This window comes from Borrelia maritima (assembly GCF_008931845.1).
Classification (GTDB): domain Bacteria; phylum Spirochaetota; class Spirochaetia; order Borreliales; family Borreliaceae; genus Borreliella; species Borreliella maritima.
Genome location: NZ_CP044535.1, coordinates 881,951 through 902,176 on the forward strand (window position 1 = coordinate 881,951; position 20,226 = coordinate 902,176).

The 20,226-nt window shown below is 28.3% G+C and carries 11 protein-coding genes; 6 read left to right on the forward strand and 5 right to left on the reverse strand.

What is annotated here, in order from left to right:
• Positions 1-21: 21 nt before the first annotated feature.
• Entirely contained in the window at positions 22-2,169 is a 2,148-nt protein-coding gene (locus tag DB723_RS04205) for an AAA family ATPase (RefSeq protein WP_228459392.1), read from the reverse strand.
• A gap of 94 nt (positions 2,170-2,263) precedes the next feature.
• Positions 2,264-3,973 carry a phospho-sugar mutase gene (locus DB723_RS04210; protein WP_151552854.1) on the reverse strand — a complete coding sequence of 570 codons (1,710 nt, stop codon included), beginning with the start codon at positions 3,971-3,973 and terminating at the stop codon, positions 2,264-2,266.
• A gap of 131 nt (positions 3,974-4,104) precedes the next feature.
• Here DB723_RS04210 and uvrB point away from each other — a divergent pair, with 131 nt between their 5' ends.
• The 3 genes from uvrB to DB723_RS04225 are packed head-to-tail and all read left to right on the forward strand — an operon-like array spanning position 4,105 to position 12,372.
• Positions 4,105-6,102 carry an excinuclease ABC subunit UvrB gene (gene uvrB, locus DB723_RS04215; protein WP_151552860.1) on the forward strand — a complete coding sequence of 666 codons (1,998 nt, stop codon included), beginning with the start codon at positions 4,105-4,107 and terminating at the stop codon, positions 6,100-6,102.
• 16 nt (positions 6,103-6,118) lie between these two features.
• Positions 6,119-8,971, forward strand: a complete 2,853-nt coding sequence (gene uvrA, locus DB723_RS04220; protein WP_151552862.1) for an excinuclease ABC subunit UvrA — start codon at positions 6,119-6,121, stop codon at positions 8,969-8,971.
• Positions 8,926-12,372 carry an LPS-assembly protein LptD gene (locus DB723_RS04225; RefSeq protein ID WP_151552864.1) on the forward strand — a complete coding sequence of 1,149 codons (3,447 nt, stop codon included), beginning with the start codon at positions 8,926-8,928 and terminating at the stop codon, positions 12,370-12,372. Before uvrA ends, DB723_RS04225 begins: the two co-directional genes overlap by 46 nt.
• A gap of 9 nt (positions 12,373-12,381) precedes the next feature.
• Here DB723_RS04225 and DB723_RS04230 read toward each other — a convergent pair whose 3' ends face one another.
• From DB723_RS04230 to DB723_RS04240, 3 genes are read right to left on the reverse strand one after another with little or no spacing between them, the layout of a single operon-like run.
• Positions 12,382-12,930 (reverse strand): hypothetical protein, encoded by a 549-nt coding sequence (locus DB723_RS04230; protein WP_151552865.1) that lies wholly within the window; start codon positions 12,928-12,930, stop codon positions 12,382-12,384.
• A complete protein-coding gene (locus tag DB723_RS04235) occupies positions 12,899-13,498 on the reverse strand; it encodes a ribonuclease H family protein (RefSeq protein WP_151552867.1) in 600 nt (199 codons plus the stop codon). The genes DB723_RS04230 and DB723_RS04235 overlap by 32 nt, the downstream gene beginning before the upstream one ends.
• Before the next feature lie 13 nt (positions 13,499-13,511).
• Entirely contained in the window at positions 13,512-15,125 is a 1,614-nt protein-coding gene (locus tag DB723_RS04240) for a hypothetical protein (protein ID WP_151552869.1), read from the reverse strand.
• Positions 15,126-15,320: 195 nt separating this feature from the next.
• On the opposite strand from DB723_RS04240, the gene arcA reads away from it, so the two are divergent.
• From arcA to DB723_RS04255, 3 genes are all read left to right on the forward strand, one after another.
• A complete protein-coding gene (arcA, locus tag DB723_RS04245) occupies positions 15,321-16,553 on the forward strand; it encodes an arginine deiminase (protein ID WP_188093265.1) in 1,233 nt (410 codons plus the stop codon).
• A 70-nt stretch (positions 16,554-16,623) separates the two neighbouring features.
• Positions 16,624-17,613 (forward strand): ornithine carbamoyltransferase, encoded by a 990-nt coding sequence (gene argF / locus DB723_RS04250; RefSeq protein WP_151552873.1) that lies wholly within the window; start codon positions 16,624-16,626, stop codon positions 17,611-17,613.
• A 48-nt stretch (positions 17,614-17,661) separates the two neighbouring features.
• On the forward strand, positions 17,662-19,086 hold the full coding sequence (locus DB723_RS04255; protein ID WP_151552876.1) for a YfcC family protein: 1,425 nt from the start codon (positions 17,662-17,664) through the stop codon (positions 19,084-19,086).
• Positions 19,087-20,226: the final 1,140 nt, after the last annotated feature.

A 20,226-nucleotide genomic window follows, 5' to 3' on the forward strand; every position in this document is an offset into this window, starting at 1 on the left:
ATTGAATATTGTAATTCTCCTTTATTCTGCTATTATGGTTTCTTTTTCTAAATAAATTGTTATTTTATTTATGTTTTGATTTTCAGATATTTTGGTGATAATATTTTCTTCTATTTTTTCTTTTATTGCAGCAATTACGCTTCTTGCTCCTGAATTTTTTTTATAGTATTTTGTAGCTATAAATTTGTTAATATCTTTTTTTATTTCTATTTCAATTCCTTTAGAGTTAAATTTTGTCTTAAGAGCATTTAAGTAGTTTTTGCAAATTTCTTCTATATTGTCCTTTGTAAGGACATTTAGGATGATTTTTTTTTGAATTCTGTCTAAAAGGGATAGCTTAAATCTTTTTTCAAGATCTTGTTTTATTTCTTTTTTAAGGGTTTCTGTTTCTGGACTTTTTTGTTGATTTTTATTAAATCCAATATTATTTTCTCCAAGAAGCATTTTAGATCCAACGTTTGTAGTCATTATTATAATTGTGTTTTTAAATAGTATTTTATCTTCTTTGCTATCAATAAGTTCTCCATTTTCAAGCATTTGACTTATGAGGTTTAATATAGAGGTGTGGGCATTTTCGATGTTTTCAAACAATATTAAAGTTTCAAATGAATGTTTTAATTTATTTATTAGGATGCCTCCATCAGAGTAACCCACGTATCCCGGATTTGTGCCGATTAATTTTGAAATAGAGCTTTCTTCTTTATAATCTGACATATCTAATTTTAATACTGAATTTTGATCCTTGATAATTTTTTTAGATAGTTCATCAATCAAAATGGTTTTTCCACACCCATTTGCTCCTATTAATAGTATCGAAGTTAAAGGCTTAGAATCATCATTAAGTTCAAGTTTAACTTTAATAATTTCTTTAATAAGTTCGCCTACCGCATCTTTTTGTCCGATCACTTTTTGATTGATTTTGCTCTCTATTTCTTTTAGTTCTAAAATTTCTTCTTTTATGCTATTTGTTGTTTTAATAGATAGTATTTCATTTATTGCTTTTTGTACATCATTCGATGTTACAATATTGTCTTTTGTAGGTTCTTCCTTTTTAATTGCGCCGGCAATATCTATTATATCTATTGCCTTATCTGGAAATCTTTTATTTATTAGATATTTGGATGAAAGTTTTACTATATTTATAAGTGCATTTTTTTCATAGATCACTCCATGATAGTCTTCGAAATTTTTTGCAATATTTTTGATTATTTTTAGTGTATCTTTTTCATCAGGCTCTCTTACAGTAATTGTTTGAAATCTTCTGGCAAATGCTTTGTCTTTTGAAATGTATTTTCGGTATTCACTGTAAGTGGTTGCGCCAATAATTTGTATTTCGGCTTTAGAAAGTGATGGTTTTAATATATTTGATGCATCAAGAGCTCCTTCGGAGTTTCCAGCGCCTATTAGGGTGTGTATTTCATCAATAAATATGATTGTGTTTTTATTTTTTTCAATATACTTAATTATATTGTTTAAACGGTCTTCAAACTCACCCCTATATTTTGTTCCCGATACCAAGTTTGAAACTTGAAGCATTAAAATTGTTTTGTTTTGTAGTTTGCTGTTTATTTTTTTTTGTACTATACTTGAGGCAAGTCCTTCAACTATTGCTGTTTTTCCTACACCAGGTTCACCTATTAGCATTGCGCTATTTTTGTTTCTTCTCAAGAGTATATTTGTAAGAGTTTTAATCTCTTCTTCTCTTCCAATCAAAGGGTCTAATTTTTTATCTTTTGCAAGTGCTGTTAAATTTTTGACATACTTTCCAATTTCAAATTGTTCATTTTCAAGTCGTATTTCTTCATCAAATTCTTTGTAAGTTTCAATTAATCTTATTTTATTTTTTTCCATGTACTCTAAAATATTTTGATCTTTAAAGTCGAAGCTAGATTTACTTAGTTTGTACTTTTTTAAAAGTTTTTTATTTTTTAATATTTGATAAAAAATTTCTTTTGCTCCTATTAAGGATTTATATTTAAATTCCTTTTTAGCTTCTTTTATAAGGGCAAAGATTTCTTTATTGATTTTTGGAATAATTATCTCATTTTTTTCTATTAAAATTTTTTCTAATTTATCTATTTCAAATATAGCTTCTTGTTTAATATTTTTTAAAGTTTTAGTATCTATAAATTTTATTTCAGATTTTTTAGGAGTTGTAATTATAGACATTAATAAATGCCAAATTGAAACTTCTTTATTTTTATTTTTTCTTGCAATTTCTTTTGAATCTATTTCTACTAAATTTATTAAATTTTCTGTTATGTTAATATTTGTTTATCTCCATAGTTATTGCATTTATTATACCAAATATTTTATCTTTTTCCTTATATTTTAGCTTTACAGATATGTAAAATTTAATTTTTGGTTCTGTTCCAGAGGGTCTTACGGTTATTGCAATTTCGTTTTCAAGTATAAATTTTATTGCATTTGTAGGATATTTATATTCTTTGATTTCTGAAATTTCTTTTTTAAAATTAATCTGTTTAAGAGTTTTGTAGTCCAATTTTTCAATTATTTTAATTCCTGCGAATTGCATTTTTTCTTCTTTTCTTAGCTTTAACATTAGCGCTTCTCTTTGGATTTCTCCATCAGCCCCTTTAAAGTTTTTTTCTATATTGATTTCTTCATAATATCCAAATTCTTTGTATATCTTTTCAAGATAGTTTTTAATTGTTTGATTTTTGGCTTTTAAATCAAGCGCTAAAGAGCAAATCCCCTTCATGGCTGAAAATGCATCCTTGTCTCTAACTTTTCCCCCTATTAGGTATCCGTGACTTTCTTCGCATGCAAAAGCAAATTTTTTATTTGGTTCATTTTTTTCCAATTCATCAATTAAGCTTCCTATCCATTTAAATCCTGTGTAAGTTCTAAAAATTTGAGAACCATATTTTTTTGCAATTTTTTCTAGCATTGGTGTTGTTACAAACGATGATATTACAAATGTATTTTCAGGATTTATTTCTTTTGAGAGTATATAGTCCATTAAAATGCATGATATTTGATTTCCATTTAATAATATCCATTCCTTTTGGTCTTTAAATGCAATCCCTATTCTGTCAGCATCTGGATCTGTTGCAAATGCAATGTCACAATCTTCTTTTTTTGCAAGTTTTATTACCTTAAGCATTGATGTTTTTTTTTCCGGATTAGGATATCTTATTGTTGGAAAATCAGGATTTGGCATTATTTGACTTTTTTCTAAAAAAAGCTGTATTTTGCTATTTGCAAAGAGTTCTTTTATTATGGTCCCTCCGGTACCATGTAGTGCCGTGTAGGCTACTTTTAAGTTTGTTTTTTTACTGTTCTTTTCAAAATCAGGGAATTCTTTGTTTATTGTTTTTATATACTCTTTGTCTATTTCATTACCGAGTTCTTTGATGATTTTTTTTTCAATGCCTTCTTTTATGGTGATTGTATTTATTATGTTTTTTACTTTTTTAATTTCATCAGTTATTAATGTGTCATGAGGTGGCATCATTTGTACTCCACCTTTCCAGTATGCTTTATAGCCATTATATTCTTTTGAATTATGACTTGCTGTTATCATAACTCCAACATCACAGTCAAATTTTCTTATTGTATAAGACAATTGGGGGGTAGGCCTTAGGCTTTTGTATATATATGTTTCAAAATTATTTGAGGCAAAAATTTGAGCAGCATTGTAAGCAAATTCTTTTGAAAAATATCTTGAATCATAACTTATTGCAACTTTAGGTTTTTTATTGATTTTAAGTACATAGTTGGATATTCCTTGGCTTATTTTTTTTACATTATGCGTGTTTATGTAGCATGTTCCAGCTCCAATGATTCCCCTCATACCAGCAGTGCCAAATTCTAAGTCTTTGTAAAATCTGTTTAGAATTTCTGTTGAATTATTTGTTCTTAGAATTTTTTTTGCTTCTTCTTTAAAATAAACATCTTCTTCTAGAAGAATGTAATTTTCCAATTTTTTTTTGGCGTCGATTTTTTGCATGAGTTATCCTTTTATTTTTTCAAACAAAGATTAATTAAATTATATTGATTTATAATGAATTATATACTTGATATAGAATTTATTATTAGATATTTTATAAGAATGCGTATTAAATTTTGGTCGTTAAATTAATGATAGATTTTTTTTTGAAGTCGGAATATCTTCCTGCTGGTGATCAACCAAAAGCAATAAAAGAGATTAAAAATTCTATTTTGCTTGGGAATAAGTATCAAACATTAAAAGGCGTTACAGGGAGTGGAAAAACTTTTACAATTGCAAATATAATTAAAGACCTAAATAGGCCTGCTTTAGTTGTCAGTCATAATAAAACATTAGCAGCGCAACTTTATAGGGAGTTTAAAGATTTTTTCCCAAACAATGCTGTTGAATATTTTGTTTCTTATTATGATTACTACCAGCCCGAATCATATGTTCCTTCAAAGGATTTATTTATTGAAAAAGAAGCTACTATTAATGCTGAGATAGAAATAAAGCGAATAAGGACTGTAACGTCTCTTGCTAAAAGACGAGATGTCATTGTTGTTGCAACGGTATCTTCAATTTATGCTCTTGGGTCTCCAGATTTTTTCAAAAAATCAGCGCGAGAATTTTTTGTAGGCCAAAAAATTTCCATTAAAGAAATATCAGATATTTTTGTAGAGCTTTATTATGAGAGAACTTTAATGAATCTAGAAAGAGATAAATTTTCGATTAAGGGAGATATTATTGAAATTTGGCCTAGCAGTGAGCACGGAGAATTTGCGTATCGAATTTGTTTGGATTTTGATGAAATTGTTAAAATATACAGAATTAGTTCATTTTCTAAAAAAAATTTAGGAGCTACAAATAGTTTTACTCTTTTTGCTAAATCTTATTTTGTAATTCCTTATAACAACGTATTGGAGGCAATCCCTAAGATATCTCATGATTTAGATCTTCAATGTCAATATTTTAAAAATAATGGCAGGCTTGTAGAGGCCGAGAGACTTAGACAGAGGGTAGAGTATGATTTGGAAATGCTTAGAGAAACGGGATTTTGTTCAGGCATTGAAAATTATTCTAAATATTTTTTGAGTGGAAGTACAATGGAGAGACCTTATTGTCTTTTTGACTTTTTCCCGAAAGATTACTTATTATTTGTAGATGAATCTCACGTTACATTGCCACAATTTAGGGGGATGTATAATGGAGATCATTCTAGAAAATTAAATCTTGTTAACTTTGGATTTAGACTTCCTGCAGCGCTTGAAAATAGGCCTCTTAAATATGATGAATTTGACACATTAATTAATCAGGTTGTGTTTGTGTCTGCAACTCCAGGCCTTGAAGAGAGTGAAAAGAGTAGCGTGGTTGTTGATCAAATAATTCGTCCCACAGGCCTTGTTGATCCAGAAATTATTACCAGGCATTCTTATGGACAAATGGAAGATCTTTATAGTGAGATTCAAAAAAGAGTAGCTCTTAAAGAGCGAGTTTTAATTACTACTTTGACAAAAAAAATGTCTGAGGATTTAACTGAATATTTAGCAAGTCTTGGGGTAAAAGCAAAATATTTACATTCAGAACTTGACACTCTTGAAAGAGTAGAAGTTATTTCATTGCTTAGAAAATCTGAAATTGATGTTATTGTTGGCATTAACCTGCTTAGAGAGGGTTTAGATATTCCAGAAGTATCTCTTGTTGCAATACTAGATGCCGATAAAGTTGGATTTTTAAGATCTACTACTTCATTAATACAAACAATTGGTAGGGCTGCTAGAAATTCTAATGGACTTGTAATAATGTATTACGACAAAATAAGTGTGGCTATGCAGGAGGCAATTGAGGAGACTAATAGAAGACGTCAAATTCAGATCGATTATAATAAAAAAAATAATATTACTCCCAAGACAATTGTTAAGAAGATTCAAAATATTTTAGAAAAAGAGCTTAATAATAAAAATAAAAATATTAGCTATGACTTTGAAAAAATTATTTTTGGGGGGAGATTGTCTAAAAAAAAGCTTATTGATAAGCTTAAATTTGAGCTAGAAGAAGCTGTTAATGATGAAAGATTTGAAGATGCAATTGTTTTAAGAGATAAAATAAAAGAGATTAGTGGCAAAATTAGTATGACTCGCAATAAATAAAAGAGAGGTGTAATCCTTGGAAAAAAGTTTGAATAAAAAAATTATCATCAGGGGAGCAAAGGAACATAACTTAAAAAATATTGATGTTGATATTCCAAAAGATGGTTTAGTTGTAATATCTGGCAAAAGTGGTTCTGGTAAGTCTTCTCTAGCTTTTGATACTATTTTTGCAGAAGGACAAAGAAGGTATATGGAGTCTGTTTCAGCTTATGCAAGGCAGTTTTTAGGTGTAATGAAAAAGCCCAATGTTGATTATATAGACGGACTTTCCCCTTCCATAGCTATTGAGCAGAAAACAATAAGCAACAATCCCCGTTCTACTGTTGGGACAATTACCGAGATTTATGATTATTATAGGCTAATATTTGCGAAAATAGGTAAAGCGTACTGTCCGAATGATGGCAGATTAATAGAAGAACAATCTTTGGATAAAATAGTTAATACTATTTTAAGTTATTCCGAAGGATCCAAAGTTGTGCTTTTTGCGCCAATTGTAAGGGGTTCTAAGGGCTCACATAAAAAAGTTTTAGAAAAAATATTAAATCAAGGTTTTAATAGAGTTAGAATAAATTCCGAAGATTATTTAATTGAAGATGCATTTAATTTAAATTTACATAAAAATAAAAAACATACCATTGAAATTATAGTTGACAGAATCAAGCTTGGTAATGATATTCGAATTAGGCTTGCAGAATCTATTGAAACTTCTCTTGCTGTTTCTAATGGGTATTTACGAGTGGAGATTGAAAATGATTTGGAAAAAATAGATAAACTTTTTACAGAGCACAATAGTTGTCCTTTGTGTGGATTTTCACTCCCTCTTATAGAGCCCAGACTTTTTTCATTTAATAGTCCATTTGGTGCTTGCAGCGAGTGTTCTGGGCTTGGTGTTACACTTGAGTTTGATTTTGAGAGCATTTGTCCTGATACCAGTCTTTCTTTTAATGATGATGCTTTTCTTACGTTTAAGACAAGTTCATCTTGGTCTGTAGCTATTTTTAAGGGACTTGCCAAACATTATAATTTTGAATTAAAAACTCCAATAAAAGACATCCCAGATAAAGTGCTTAAGCAGATTTTATACGGCTCAAACGAAAAAATAGATTTTATTTACCAGTCTAAAGAAATGGAAGCAAAGGAAGTAGATGGGGGATTCCATTATTCCAAAAAATTTGAAGGACTTTTGCCCCTACTAAAAAGACGATATCTTGCAACAGAATCAGAGAGCACTAAAATTTTTTATGAAAATTTGATGTCTAAAAAAATCTGTAATTCATGCAAAGGTAAGCGTTTAAGCGCTGGAGCTTTAACTGTGAAAATCAATGGAAAAGACATTCAAGATCTTACCAATTTGTCTGTATTAGATTCTTATGTGTTTTTTGAAAACTTACAACTTGATGTGGTGGAAGAAAAAATATCTAAAGAAATTTTAAAGGAAATTAAAAGTAGGCTTAAATTTTTAATTGATGTTGGTCTTTCTTATTTGTATTTAAATAGAATATCAGGCAGTCTTTCTGGGGGGGAGGCTCAGCGTATTAGGCTTGCTACGCAAATAGGATCAGCGCTTTCGGGTGTTATTTATGTTCTTGATGAGCCAAGTATTGGTCTTCATCAAAGAGATAATGAAAGATTAATTTCTACTCTTGTTAATCTTAAAAATCTTGGCAATACGGTAATTGTTGTTGAGCATGATGAGCAAACTTTACGTACCGCAGACTATATTATTGATATGGGTCCCGGTGCTGGAATTCTTGGTGGTGAAATAGTTGCAAAAGGTACATTAATTGATATTTTAAATAGTCAAAATAGCTTGACAGGTCAATATTTGAGTGGCAAGTTTAAAATAGATATTCCAAGCTCTAGAAGGAAAACAGATAAGGGAGAAATTTTGCTTTTAGGGTCTAATAAAAATAATCTTAAAAATATAGATGTAAGCATTCCTTTGAGAGTTTTTACCGTAATAACAGGCGTTTCTGGTAGTGGAAAAAGTACTTTGCTTAACGAAGTGTTGTATCCAGCTCTTGATAGTAGATTAAAGCTTGATGGAAAGTATTGTGATGGGTTTAAAGATATTATTGGGTATGAAAAAATTGACAAAATTATTCAAATAAATCAAAAACCAATAGGGAGAACTTCAAGGTCAAACCCAGCAACTTATGTTGGATTTTTTACAGAAATTAGAGAGCTTTTTGCTAAGCTTCCGGATGCAAAGTCAAGGGGGTTTAAAGCTGGTAGATTTTCTTTTAATGTTAAGGGTGGGAGGTGCGAGAAATGTCAAGGAGATGGATATCTTAATATTCAAATGCATTTTTTACCAGATGTTTTTGTTCCTTGTGATTTGTGTAAGGGTAAAAAATTTAATGAAGAAACTTTAGAGGTTAGGTACAAGGGGAAAAATATACATGATGTTTTAGAAATGAGTATATGTGAAGCTAGTAAATTTTTTGAGAATGTTCCCAAAATTAATCATTATTTAAAATTTTTAATTGAAGTTGGGCTTGAATACATTAAATTGGGACAATCTGCAACAACTTTATCAGGAGGTGAGGCTCAACGTATTAAGTTGGCTTTTGAGCTAAGCAAAAAAAGTACGGGTAAAACCTTCTATATTATTGATGAACCAACAACTGGATTACATTTTGATGATATAAAGAAGCTGTTAGAGGTTTTACAGCGTTTAGTTTCTAATGGTAATACAGTTGTACTCATAGAGCATAATTTAGATGTAATTAAACAGGCGGATTATATAATAGATTTGGGGCCTGATGGTGGATTGGCGGGGGGGAATATCGTTGTTTCTGGTGTTCCTGAAGAGGTTGCAAAATGCGAAAATTCCTATACGGGAATGTTTTTAAAAGATCTTTTGTAATATTTTTAATTTTTTTAGCATTTTCTAATGCAATTTTTGCTCAGACTGCAAATAATGAGAATTCTAAAAAAAGGGATAAACTAACTTTAAGTCAAAAATCTTATTTAAGAGAACTTGAGCTTTCAACTGATGAAGATTTGAAAAAATGGGCCTTAAAAGAAGGCCTAAAAGAAACTGATGTTTCAAAAATACGAGAATTACTTTTAAAAAAGTTTGGAATAGATCCTGAGCTTTTTGTCAAAGGGAAAGGGCTTTCTGGATCTGGTAGATATAAAATAATAATTGAAACTACTGACAATCTTGAAAATTTCACTTATGGGGTTACTAAGGATGAGAGCATTATTTTTGAAGGAAGAGTTACTATCTTAGTTGAAGATATTAAAGAGAATAAGAAGCATAATATTAAGGGTGACAGAATAGTCCTTAACAAGAATTCTAAAAAACTTTATTCTATTGGGAATGTTGAATACATTCTTGATATGGATAATAATGAAAAGCTTTATTTTTATGGTAATGAATTTTTTGTTGATTTTGATTCTCAAAATTTTCTGTTAAAAGATGGTATTCTTCAAAAAAAAATGCAAAAAAATAAAATAGATCATATTCTTTCATTTGGGGGGAAGGTTTTAAAAAAGATGGATAATGATGTTACCATTTTGGAACAATCCTTTGCAACAACTAGTAAAATTCCAGATCCTTACTATTCGATCAAGGCTGCTAAAATATGGGTGTTGCCTTCAGGAGATTTTGGGTTTTTAAATGCCATATTTTACATGGGAAGAGTTCCAGTATTTTATATTCCCTTTTTTTTCAGACCGGGAGACAGTTTATTTTTTAATCCATCTTTAGGCCTAAATCCACGAAAAGGTTTTTCTGCTTTTAATACTATTTATCTTTTTGGTAATAAATCTTCAAGCGAAGATTCTTCTTTTTTGGATTTTGATTTCAATTCTGTTTATAATTCAGGTAAAAAACCTTATATAAGAAATGGATATTTAACTTATTTTTTTGCAGAAAATTTAGCACATAATACTAGTAAAGATTATGTTAAATTGATTTTTGATATTTATTCTAATCTAGGATTTTATTCTGGAATTGATTTTGATTTGGGCAATACTTTGGGGCATTTTAAAACTCTGGAAGGAAATTTTGGATTAGGTTTTACTAGGAATATTTATAGTTACGATGGAGGATATTATCCTTTTGACAACAGAAATTTAAAACAATCCCTTTTTAGTTTTTCTAATTTTAATAAAGGAGATATATTTGGGTTTGAAGTTCCTTTTAGATACTTGCTTAAATTTAAAACAGAATTTCTTTTAAGTGACGCACTTTTTTCAGTTGTTTTAGAGCACTATTCTGATCCATATGTCAATATTGATTTTAGAGATAGAATAGAGAGCGCTACATTTTTTTCTCTTTTAAATTTAGATAAAGATTCAGTTAAAGAGCAAACTAGTATTAGCACTTTTGATTGGAATTTGTCTTCTTTTTATAAACGAACATTTAATGATAATTCAATTTTAGATTACAAATTAAATAATTTGGGCTTAAATTTCAAATTGTCGGGTTATGAGAATCTTTACGTTAAATCTCCTTTGGAGAAACCAAAAGAGACTAATGATCCTACAAGAAAATGGTTTTATTTAGAGAGAATTTATGCTCCATATATTGATTTAAATTTTCAAAAAGACCTTTACAATAATCAATGGACATTTTCAGCCGATGCTAAAGAAATAATAATAAGCCCAGAAGTTAAAAATCTAGAAGCTAAAGACAAAGATAAAAAGAGCATGAAGGGAGAAAAGTCTGAAGAAATAAAAGATTTAAATAAAAATTTACATATTTCTCCAGAACCAATTATTTTAAATAACATTGATCAATTTGATTCTTTTTTTATTAGGTTTGGTATTAATCCTTATTTGAGAAATAATGTTTTTTTTAATAATTATGGCATTACAAGCCCAAAAGATTTTAATTATGAAATAAAAAATTATTTATTTGATATAAAAAATAAAATGGATATAAAAATTCATGCTGATTTTTACAATCGTTTAATTACTTTTGAAAATTTATTATATCTTAATACTATTGAGTATAATCCCTCAAATAAAGATTTTGAAGTTGAAGATAAAGATAAAAAAAGTGAACACTCTATTATTAATCAAATAAATTTAAATTTGCTTCCGTTTATTAGATACCCTTTATTTTCTAGAAGTACTTTAAAGTTTGAGAATAAGTCTACTTTGTATTCATTTAATAGAAAATATGATTCAGATGTAAAATCTTTAGTTGATAAGAATAGCAGTATTTTTTTATCTGATCCGGAAACTTTTTATCAAAGCTTAACAGCTTCTTTAATTTATGATTATAATCATTTTAGTGCTGAGCTTTCAGGGGAATTAAAAAATAGCTTTGAAGATATTAAGGCATCTTCTGATCTTAAATTTTCTTTAGATTTTCCTTATTTATTGCAAGAAGCTGGAATTGGAATTAAATATTATAAGAAATTTAAAGAAGATGTTAAAAATTCCGGAATTTTTGTTGATCAATCTTTAGTGAATCCTTTGGAGCCCCAAAGACCTTCATCGCCTTATAAAAATTTAGAAATGTCTCCTGCTTTGTATTATAAAATTGAGCCAAAATATTTAAATTATTTTAAATTTAGTTTTTTAGTTGCTTATAATCCTTTAATAAATAGAGTCTCTGAACTTTCGTTTAAGCTCAACGTTGTTGATTTTCAGTTTTTGTTTGCTATGAAAGATGACTTTGAATATAATTATGATCCTTTAAAAGGAGATTTTTATAAGGTTGGAGATTCAACTAAGCTTGTTCCATATTCTTTAAATTCTAGTTACAAGAAGGATTTGTATGTTTTAAGCTTGTTTGACAAGAAACTTTCTCTTACTTTAGGGGTAGATGTTGGCTGGAAAATAAATTTACAGAAATTTACGGATAATGAGCTCCACTCTTCACTAACTTTTAAATTTAAGTATACAGAATTTTTAGAAATTTACTTTTCTACTTTTTCTATCAATACTAAGACTTTTAGATACTTTAAAGGGTATATGGATCAACTTGGCCTTGAGACTGTCAACATCTTTGATGATTTGTTAAAATCTTTCAATTTCTTTAATACTCAAGACAGAAAAAATTCACTTTTTAAGATTAAAAAGTTTTCATCAGGTTTCAAATTTAATTTTTATGATTGGAAGTTTATTGGTGAATATAATTTAGAACCAGATTTGCTAAAAGGATCTGACGGTATTTATTCTCCTGTCTGGAGAAATAATTTTACAATTTATATTTCTTGGAATTTTTTTGCTCCTGTAAAAGCATCATTTGAAAATAATAAAGATACAAACTACGAGCTTCTAATTAACAGAAAAACAAAAAAATAATAATAGTTTTTATTTATTAGTAATATTGATTTTAATAGTTCTTTTTATTAACACATTTATTGTTTTTTTTGCTTCAATTCCTGCTTTTGTTATGTTGAGTTTGAAAATAGATGGATATTTAATAGTTGATGTTAGAGTATCGCTATTTTTGTTTTTAGATAAAATTTTTAGTGGATATGCTTTAAATTTAAATGAAGTTTTAGGCCCAATAAAAAACTCTCTGTATTTATTCTTGTACTTTATTTCATTGTTTATTGTAAGATCTTCTTTTTTTAAAACAATTTTATCATTATTAAGACTAGTGTTTTGCCAATTTATTTTTACTATGTCTAAACTATTGTTCGTAATTTGAATATAAATATATTCTTTTGCTGCCTTAATTACATTTATTTTAATGTATTTAGAGGGAGATTCTAAAACTTTAAAATCAGTTTCATAATCAGGGCTTATTTTTATTGTTGCACAACAATAAAAATAAGCCATTGAAATCACTAACATTGTTTTTGTGCAATTTTTAACAATATTTTTATTTAGCTTTGTGAAAACCAAGATCTGCAATGTTTTCATTTCCTGGAATAAAAGAAATTTTTCCACCTTGTTCTTCAAATTTTTTCCTTAATTCAGCTGTTTTTTTGATTAAATTAATAGTAATTTGTTTTAATTTTTTGCTATTATAGATTCCTTTTGACCAATAGTCAATTATTAATTTGCTGTCACCAAATATATCTGTTACATTTTCTTTTAATGCTATTTTGAGTGCTGTGTATAGGGCAAGTAATTCTCCAAAATTATTGCTGATTCCTTGAAAATTTTTGACATAATGATTTCCATATTCATTAATCAAGGATTTATCTAGGATTTTATCTAATATCGAAATTCCTTTTTCGTTTACAACTCTAATCTCTACACCCTTTCCTCTCCCTGTTCCAGAATCAAAATATATTCCAATTGGATGATGATAAATTTTATCTACGTTGTCGAATAACCAATTTTGAGCTTGTTCTATTGTTCTAAAACTTTTTATTTTATTATTTTTCCCTTTAATAGCAGTTTTGCATTCTTCCCAGGATTTGAAAATAATTTTTTCATTACTGTTAATCAAAATGCATGCATAATATTTGTCCATATAGTAAATAGTATTAACTTCCTGAGCACCAAAGATTTATTATATTGCAAGCTCTTCCAAAAATTTCTTCTTTTGATTTTTTTAATTCCACTGTATCTACTATTTCTTTGTTATAACCAATGAATTTTTCTTTTAAGCTTGGTTTAATAAGCCTTTTTGGAAGCACGCTTGGGAATATTCCTGTAATCGTATAAGACATATAAAAATTGTAAGCGGCTGCATTTATTTCTCCAGGAGTAATTATTCCTGAAATTTCGTAATTTCTTGATACATTAAGTCCTGCTATTTTATATATTCTGTCAACCATTAGAGAACAATAGGTTTTGTTGTGAATTTCTTCAAGATCAAATGAATCTGTCCATAAATTAGATGATATTAATGGAATCATATATCCAAAGTTATTGTCAATATATCTACTTCTTCCAAAATTAATAGCTTTTTGAATTGTTCTTGTATCTGTTATTGGCGAAAATATTTTTAATATTCTTGATTGTACATATGTTGAGAGTTTTTCATACCCTGAGCCTTGAGTAGATGCTGTATCAAATTTGATTTGATTGCTTGTAATTATTGATTTTATATCAAAACTGTCATTCCCATTGAATGCGATTTTTTTGGTAGCTTCGTATTTTTCTTCATCAAATATTCCTACATGTTGCCAAAAATAAAAAAATTCTGTCCAGTCTATTTTTGGTTTAATTAGTATTATATCGCCATTTGATAAAAGAGATCTTAAATTTTTAGGGGTTATTTCAATGCCTGTATTTGGGTCTATTATTTTTGGTATTATATCATGCTGATTACTATTATCGGATTCAGTGGTTGACCTTTTCCTTCTTTTAGGGGTCGGTTGTTTTGAATAATACAATTCATTATGAAGATCTGAAATTTTTTGTTTTTCAATTATTGTTTTTATTGTGCTGTTCTCAATCTTTAAAGAGTTCATGAATTGTTCAAAATATTTTTTATTTTTTATTTTTAATAATTGATTTGCTATTATGTGAGGTGCAACATATTCTTCTCCATCTATTATTTCTTTTGTTATTGAGTTTATATTTTTTTGAGGAAAAAATGAATTAATATGATTTAATTGTATGTAGCCTAAATTTTTGTCATGAAATGTTTGCTCAATTAAGTTTAAAATTTCTTTTTCCAGGTGCATTTGTAATTCTATTAGTTCTGTTAAATTTTTATTATCTGAATTCGCATGATTAGAATATGTTTTTTTTTCAAAAGCAGTATCAATTTTAATTATTAGATTGCCATTGACGCTACTTTGATCTATAAACTTTATCCATTCTTTTTCATTGTTTAAATAGTTTTTATAAGCATTTAAATAGTTTTTTATTTCTTCTAGTTTTTGTGGGCTTATTTTGATTTTGGCTGCTGTTTTTTTTATTAAAAAAGAATTATTATTGTTTAAAATTTCTTGGATATTGGATATTGCTATTCGATATTCTACACCAGAAGGATTTTTCATTAAAGAGCTTTCTAATGGTGTGTTTTGTGTCAATATAATGTCTGATGTGCTTAGATTTTTTGATTTAGTATCTTCTGCAACTAAGGCACAAGAAAATAGCAAAATTTGAATAGAGAACATTAATATTGATCTATGAATTTTCTTCATGTTAGTATTTTAGCATAATTGTTGCTGATGTTTTCAATTAAATTTTTCTTTATTTAAGAATTTCTTTTTTTGTTATTAGTAAGATTTCTGCTTTCTACGCCTATATTTTTTTAAAAAATTTAAAAAATAGTTGATATTTTTTAATATAAACTATAATATTAAAATATAAATAAGGCAATTTTTATAAAGGGGCAATTGATGGAAGGATATTTAAATCCAATAAATATATTTTCAGAAATAGGTCGTTTAAAAAAGGTTTTGCTTCATAGGCCAGGAGAAGAATTAGAAAATCTTACACCCTTTATTATGAAAAAGTTTTTATTTGATGATATTCCCTATCTTAAAGTTGCAAGAGAAGAGCATGAATTTTTTGTAAATACTTTAAAAAATAATTCAATTGAAATTGAGTACCTTGAGGATCTTGTTAGCGAGGTTCTTGCTTCTTCTGTGGCGATCAAAAATAAATTTATATCTCAATTTATTCTGGAAGCAGAAATAAAAACAGATAGCACAGTTAATATTTTAAAAGATTATTTTTCTAATTTACCTATTGAGAATATGGTCTCTAAAATGATTTCGGGCGTTACAAGAGAGGAGTTTGAAAATTATGCATCTTCTCTTGATGATTTAGTTAATGGTGAAAATCTTTTTATTATTGATCCTATGCCTAATGTTTTATTTACCAGGGATCCTTTTGCTAGTATTGGGAATGGAATTACAATAAATAAAATGCATACTAAGGTTAGACGTAGAGAAACAGTATTTGCAGAGTATATTTTCAAATATCATCCCATTTACAAAGAAAATGTTCCAATTTGGTTTAATAGATGGGAAGAGACTTCTTTGGAAGGTGGAGATGAGTTTGTTTTAAACAAAGATCTTTTGGTTATTGGAATTTCTGAAAGAACAGAAGCTAACTCTGTAGAAAAATTAGCCGTTAGTCTTTTTAAAAATAAGACTTCATTTAACACAATTTTGGCTTTTAAAATTCCAAAAAATAGGGCTTATATGCATTTAGATACAGTTTTTACTCAAATTGATTATAGCCTTTTTACAAGTTTTACGAGTGATGATATGTATTTCTCAATTTATGTTTTAACTTATAATTCAGGCTCTGGCAAGGTTAATATTAAAAAAGAAAAAGCAAAACTTAGAGATGTTTTGAGTTTTTATCTTGGCAGGAAGATTGACATAATAAAATGTGCGGGTGGAGACTTAATACATGGAGCAAGAGAACAATGGAATGATGGTGCTAATATTTTGACCATAGCTCCGGGAGAAGTAGTTGCTTATTCTAGGAATCACGTGACTAATAGATTATTTGAAGAAAATGGTATTAAAGTTCATAGAATTCCATCTAGTGAGCTTTCAAGAGGTCGAGGTGGTCCAAGATGCATGTCTATGCCTTTAGTAAGAGAGGATATTTAATATTCAAGTTTAGTAAAAGTCTAGTTAGCCAAATGGGTTTTTAAAAACTCATTGTAAGGTTGGAGGGTTGATGTATAATTTAAGAAATAGGAGCTTTTTAAATCTTTTAGATTTTACAAGCAAAGATATTGAATATCTACTTGATTTATCGATCGATTTAAAAAAGTCAAAATATTCAGGAATTGAAGTGCAGAAGCTTAAAGGAAAGAATATTGTTATAATTTTCGAGAAAGATTCAACAAGGACTCGGTGTGCTTTTGAGATTGCAGCTTATGATCAAGGATCAAATATCACTTATTTGGGATCTAAAGGCAACCAAATAGGTATAAAGGAGTCTATGAAAGATACTGCGAGAGTTTTAGGACGCATGTATGATGCGATTGGGTTTAGAGGATTTTCTCAGCAGACCGTTGAATGTTTAGCAAATTATTCTAATGTTCCTGTTTATAATGGCCTGACAGATGTTTCTCATCCAACCCAAATACTGGCTGATTTAATGACAATAAAAGAGCATAAGGGAAGTTTACAAGGGATTAAAATAGTATTTTGTGGTGATGGCAGATGTAATGTTGCCAATTCTTTATTGAAAGGTTGTGCTATTATGGGGCTTGATTTTAGAATTTTTGCTCCCAAAGAGCTTTTCCCAGATCCCAATTTGGAGCTTAAGGCTAGGTCTTTAGCTTTAGAGAGTGGTGGTAAAATTACAATTACAGATTCTAAAGAAGAGGCCGTTAAATGCGCTGATGTTGTGTATACGGATGTGTGGGTATCTATGGGTATGGGTGAGAGTAATTGGGAAGATAGGATAAATCTTCTAAAGTCTTATCAGGTCAATAAAGAGATGATGTGCATGGCAAAGGATGATGCAATATTTATGCATTGTTTACCTGCTTTTCATGATTTAAATACTGTGATTGGTAAGGATATTTTTAATAAATATGGACTTAATGGAATTGAAGTTACAGAAGAAGTTTTTGAAAGTAAAAATTCAGTTGTTTTTGATGAGGCTGAAAATAGAGTTCATACCGTTAAAGCTATTATGGTATCGACTTTGGGATAAAGATTTTATTTATATTAAATTAATTATTTGAAATTTGGAAGGAATTTTATGATAAAAATGCCAAGTAGTTTTACGATAATATTTTCTTTAATTGTTTTTGTTACCATATTAACATATGTGATTCCCGCCGGTGAGTTTGATAAAGAATTTAGGCAAATAGGTGATGGGCCTAAAAGAGAGATAGTTGTTGCTGGAACTTATCATTATGTAGATCGAGAGCCTAGAGGATTTTTGCATCCTATTATGACTATTTTAACTGCGATGTCAAAAGGTATGGAGCATGCAGTCGAAGTTATTGTTTTTGTTTTAATTGTTGGAGGTGCCTATGGAATTATTATGAAAACAGGGGCAATAGATGCAGGAATTTATTCTTTAATTAAGAAATTGGGACATAAAGATAGGTTGCTTATTCCTTTATTAATGTTTATTTTTTCAATCGGCGGAACTGTAACTGGAATGAGTGAAGAGACCCTTCCTTTTTATTTTGTTATGATTCCTTTGATAGTGGCTTTAGGTTATGATAGCCTTGTTGGAGCGTCTATTATTGCTTTGGGAGCTGGAGTAGGCACTATGGCTTCTACTGTAAATCCATTTGCTACAGGAATTGCATCTGCAATAGCTTCTATTAGTTTGCAGGATGGATTTTATTTTAGAGTTGTTCTTTATGTTATATCGGTACTAGTTGCGATAGTTTATGTTTGTGTTTATGCATCTAAAATCAAAAAGGATCCTAGAAAATCGCTTGTTTATTCTCAAAAAGATGAGCATTATGAGTATTTTGTTAAAAAGAACAATATTTCTACCAGAGATGGTGCTCAAAATGGTATTGAGTTTACTTTTGCTCATAAATTGGTTTTGCTTTTATTTGGGTTCATGATAATATTTTTGATATTTAGTATTGTTAAGCTTGGTTGGTGGATGCAGGAAATGACAATGTTATATCTTGGATTTGCTATTATAGCAGCTTTTATTTGTAGATTGGGTGAATCTGAAATGTGGGATGCATTTGTGCAAGGATCTGAAAGTCTAATAACAGCAGCTCTTGTTATTGGGCTTGCTAGAGGTGTTATGATAGTATGCGATGATGGTTTGATTACTGCCACTATATTAAATGCTGCTACTAATTTTTTATATAATCTTCCCAGACCCCTTTTTATTATTTTGAATGAAATTATTCAAGTATTTATAGGATTTGTTGTTCCATCTTCATCAGGTCACGCTAGTTTAACTATGCCAATAATGGCTCCACTCGCTGATTTTTTATCAATGCCAAGATCTTCGGTTGTTATTGCTATGCAAACTTCATCCGGACTTATTAATTTAATAACACCTACAAGCGGAGTTATAATGGCTGTATTAGGGATATCTAAATTAGGTTATGGTACATGGTTTAGGTTTGTTTTACCATTATTTATTATTGAGTTTTTTATTTCTATTTTAGTTATTATAGCTAATATTTATTGGATTTTTTAATTTTAACTTTGAACTTATTAAATCTTTAAGATTTTAAATAGCGAAAGCTAATTTTTAAAATAAGTATTTGATTGAAACAAAATTTTTATTTATTGGTAGGATTTGCAAAAAATAGTCTTAAAATTTAGTGTTTTATTTCTCTAAATTCTTTTTAGGTTAGGGAAGTTTCAACGAGATGTGGTAATGTAATAATATTTATTATTTTATATTTGGGGGAAATAGTAAATACTAAATATATAATCTTAACATTTAAGAATGTTTTAACGTATTTGTTTAACTATGTTATTTTTTGAATAAGTTTCCGTGCAAAAAATTTTTTTGTTTCATATTTTTATATTTAGCTTGTCACCTTTAATAGATATTCTTTTTTCTCTATGTTTTGAATTTAAAATAGTAAGTATATTCTCTATATAATCTTTATTTAAAGTTTTAAATAACCCGTATTGATTTAGAGCTAAGATATAGTTAGGATTTGAATTTTTAAAAATTTTAAAATAATAAAACTTGCTAGGTAATTTCAAGCGTTATAGCATTTTTAACTAATTCTGATAGGATTGTATTTAGAAAAGTAAGTTTGTTTGTATTACATCTCACACTTTCAATACTTTTTTCTTATTTATCAAAACATTTAAATAATATTTTAATAAATTTTCTTTTGTTGTACCTTATAAATTGAATTTTTCTTACATGGGATGAGAAGGAATTATATATATGGTCATTAATTTTATTTAAGTATTTTTTAAAATGAAAATCTTTCTTTAACATATTATAAACATTGTATTTTTCAACATCAGAAACATACTTATTAAAATAAGAAGTTAAAGAATTTTAAGGATCTAAGTCAATTAATAGTATTTTTTTGTCCAATCCTTTTATATAGGAGATTATAATTTTGATTATGTTTTTTTTAGATACTTCTTCCAGCCAAAATTTTCTTTTCAGGAATGCTTTGAATGCTGCAAATTATATTTTAATTCCAGTTCAATTAGGGAAAAAGTTTCAATATTTTAAATAATATTATTAATGATAGCATAAAAGTTATAGTAGTACACTTTTATGACATAAAATAATGCATGCATGTAATAGAAGCGCAACTTTATTACTAGGTAAGTTTGTTCTATATTTTATACTAAATAATAG

Coding starts and splice junctions, on each gene's coding strand:
- DB723_RS04205 (WP_228459392.1), bottom strand. CDS start 2,169: ATGTCTATAATTACAACTCCTAAAAAATCTGAAATAAAATTTATAGAT.
- DB723_RS04210 (WP_151552854.1), bottom strand. CDS start 3,973: ATGCAAAAAATCGACGCCAAAAAAAAATTGGAAAATTACATTCTTCTA.
- DB723_RS04255 (WP_151552876.1), top strand. CDS start 17,662: ATGATAAAAATGCCAAGTAGTTTTACGATAATATTTTCTTTAATTGTT.
- argF (WP_151552873.1), top strand. CDS start 16,624: ATGTATAATTTAAGAAATAGGAGCTTTTTAAATCTTTTAGATTTTACA.
- DB723_RS04240 (WP_151552869.1), bottom strand. CDS start 15,125: ATGAAGAAAATTCATAGATCAATATTAATGTTCTCTATTCAAATTTTG.
- DB723_RS04225 (WP_151552864.1), top strand. CDS start 8,926: ATGCGAAAATTCCTATACGGGAATGTTTTTAAAAGATCTTTTGTAATA.
- uvrB (WP_151552860.1), top strand. CDS start 4,105: ATGATAGATTTTTTTTTGAAGTCGGAATATCTTCCTGCTGGTGATCAA.
- DB723_RS04235 (WP_151552867.1), bottom strand. CDS start 13,498: ATGGACAAATATTATGCATGCATTTTGATTAACAGTAATGAAAAAATT.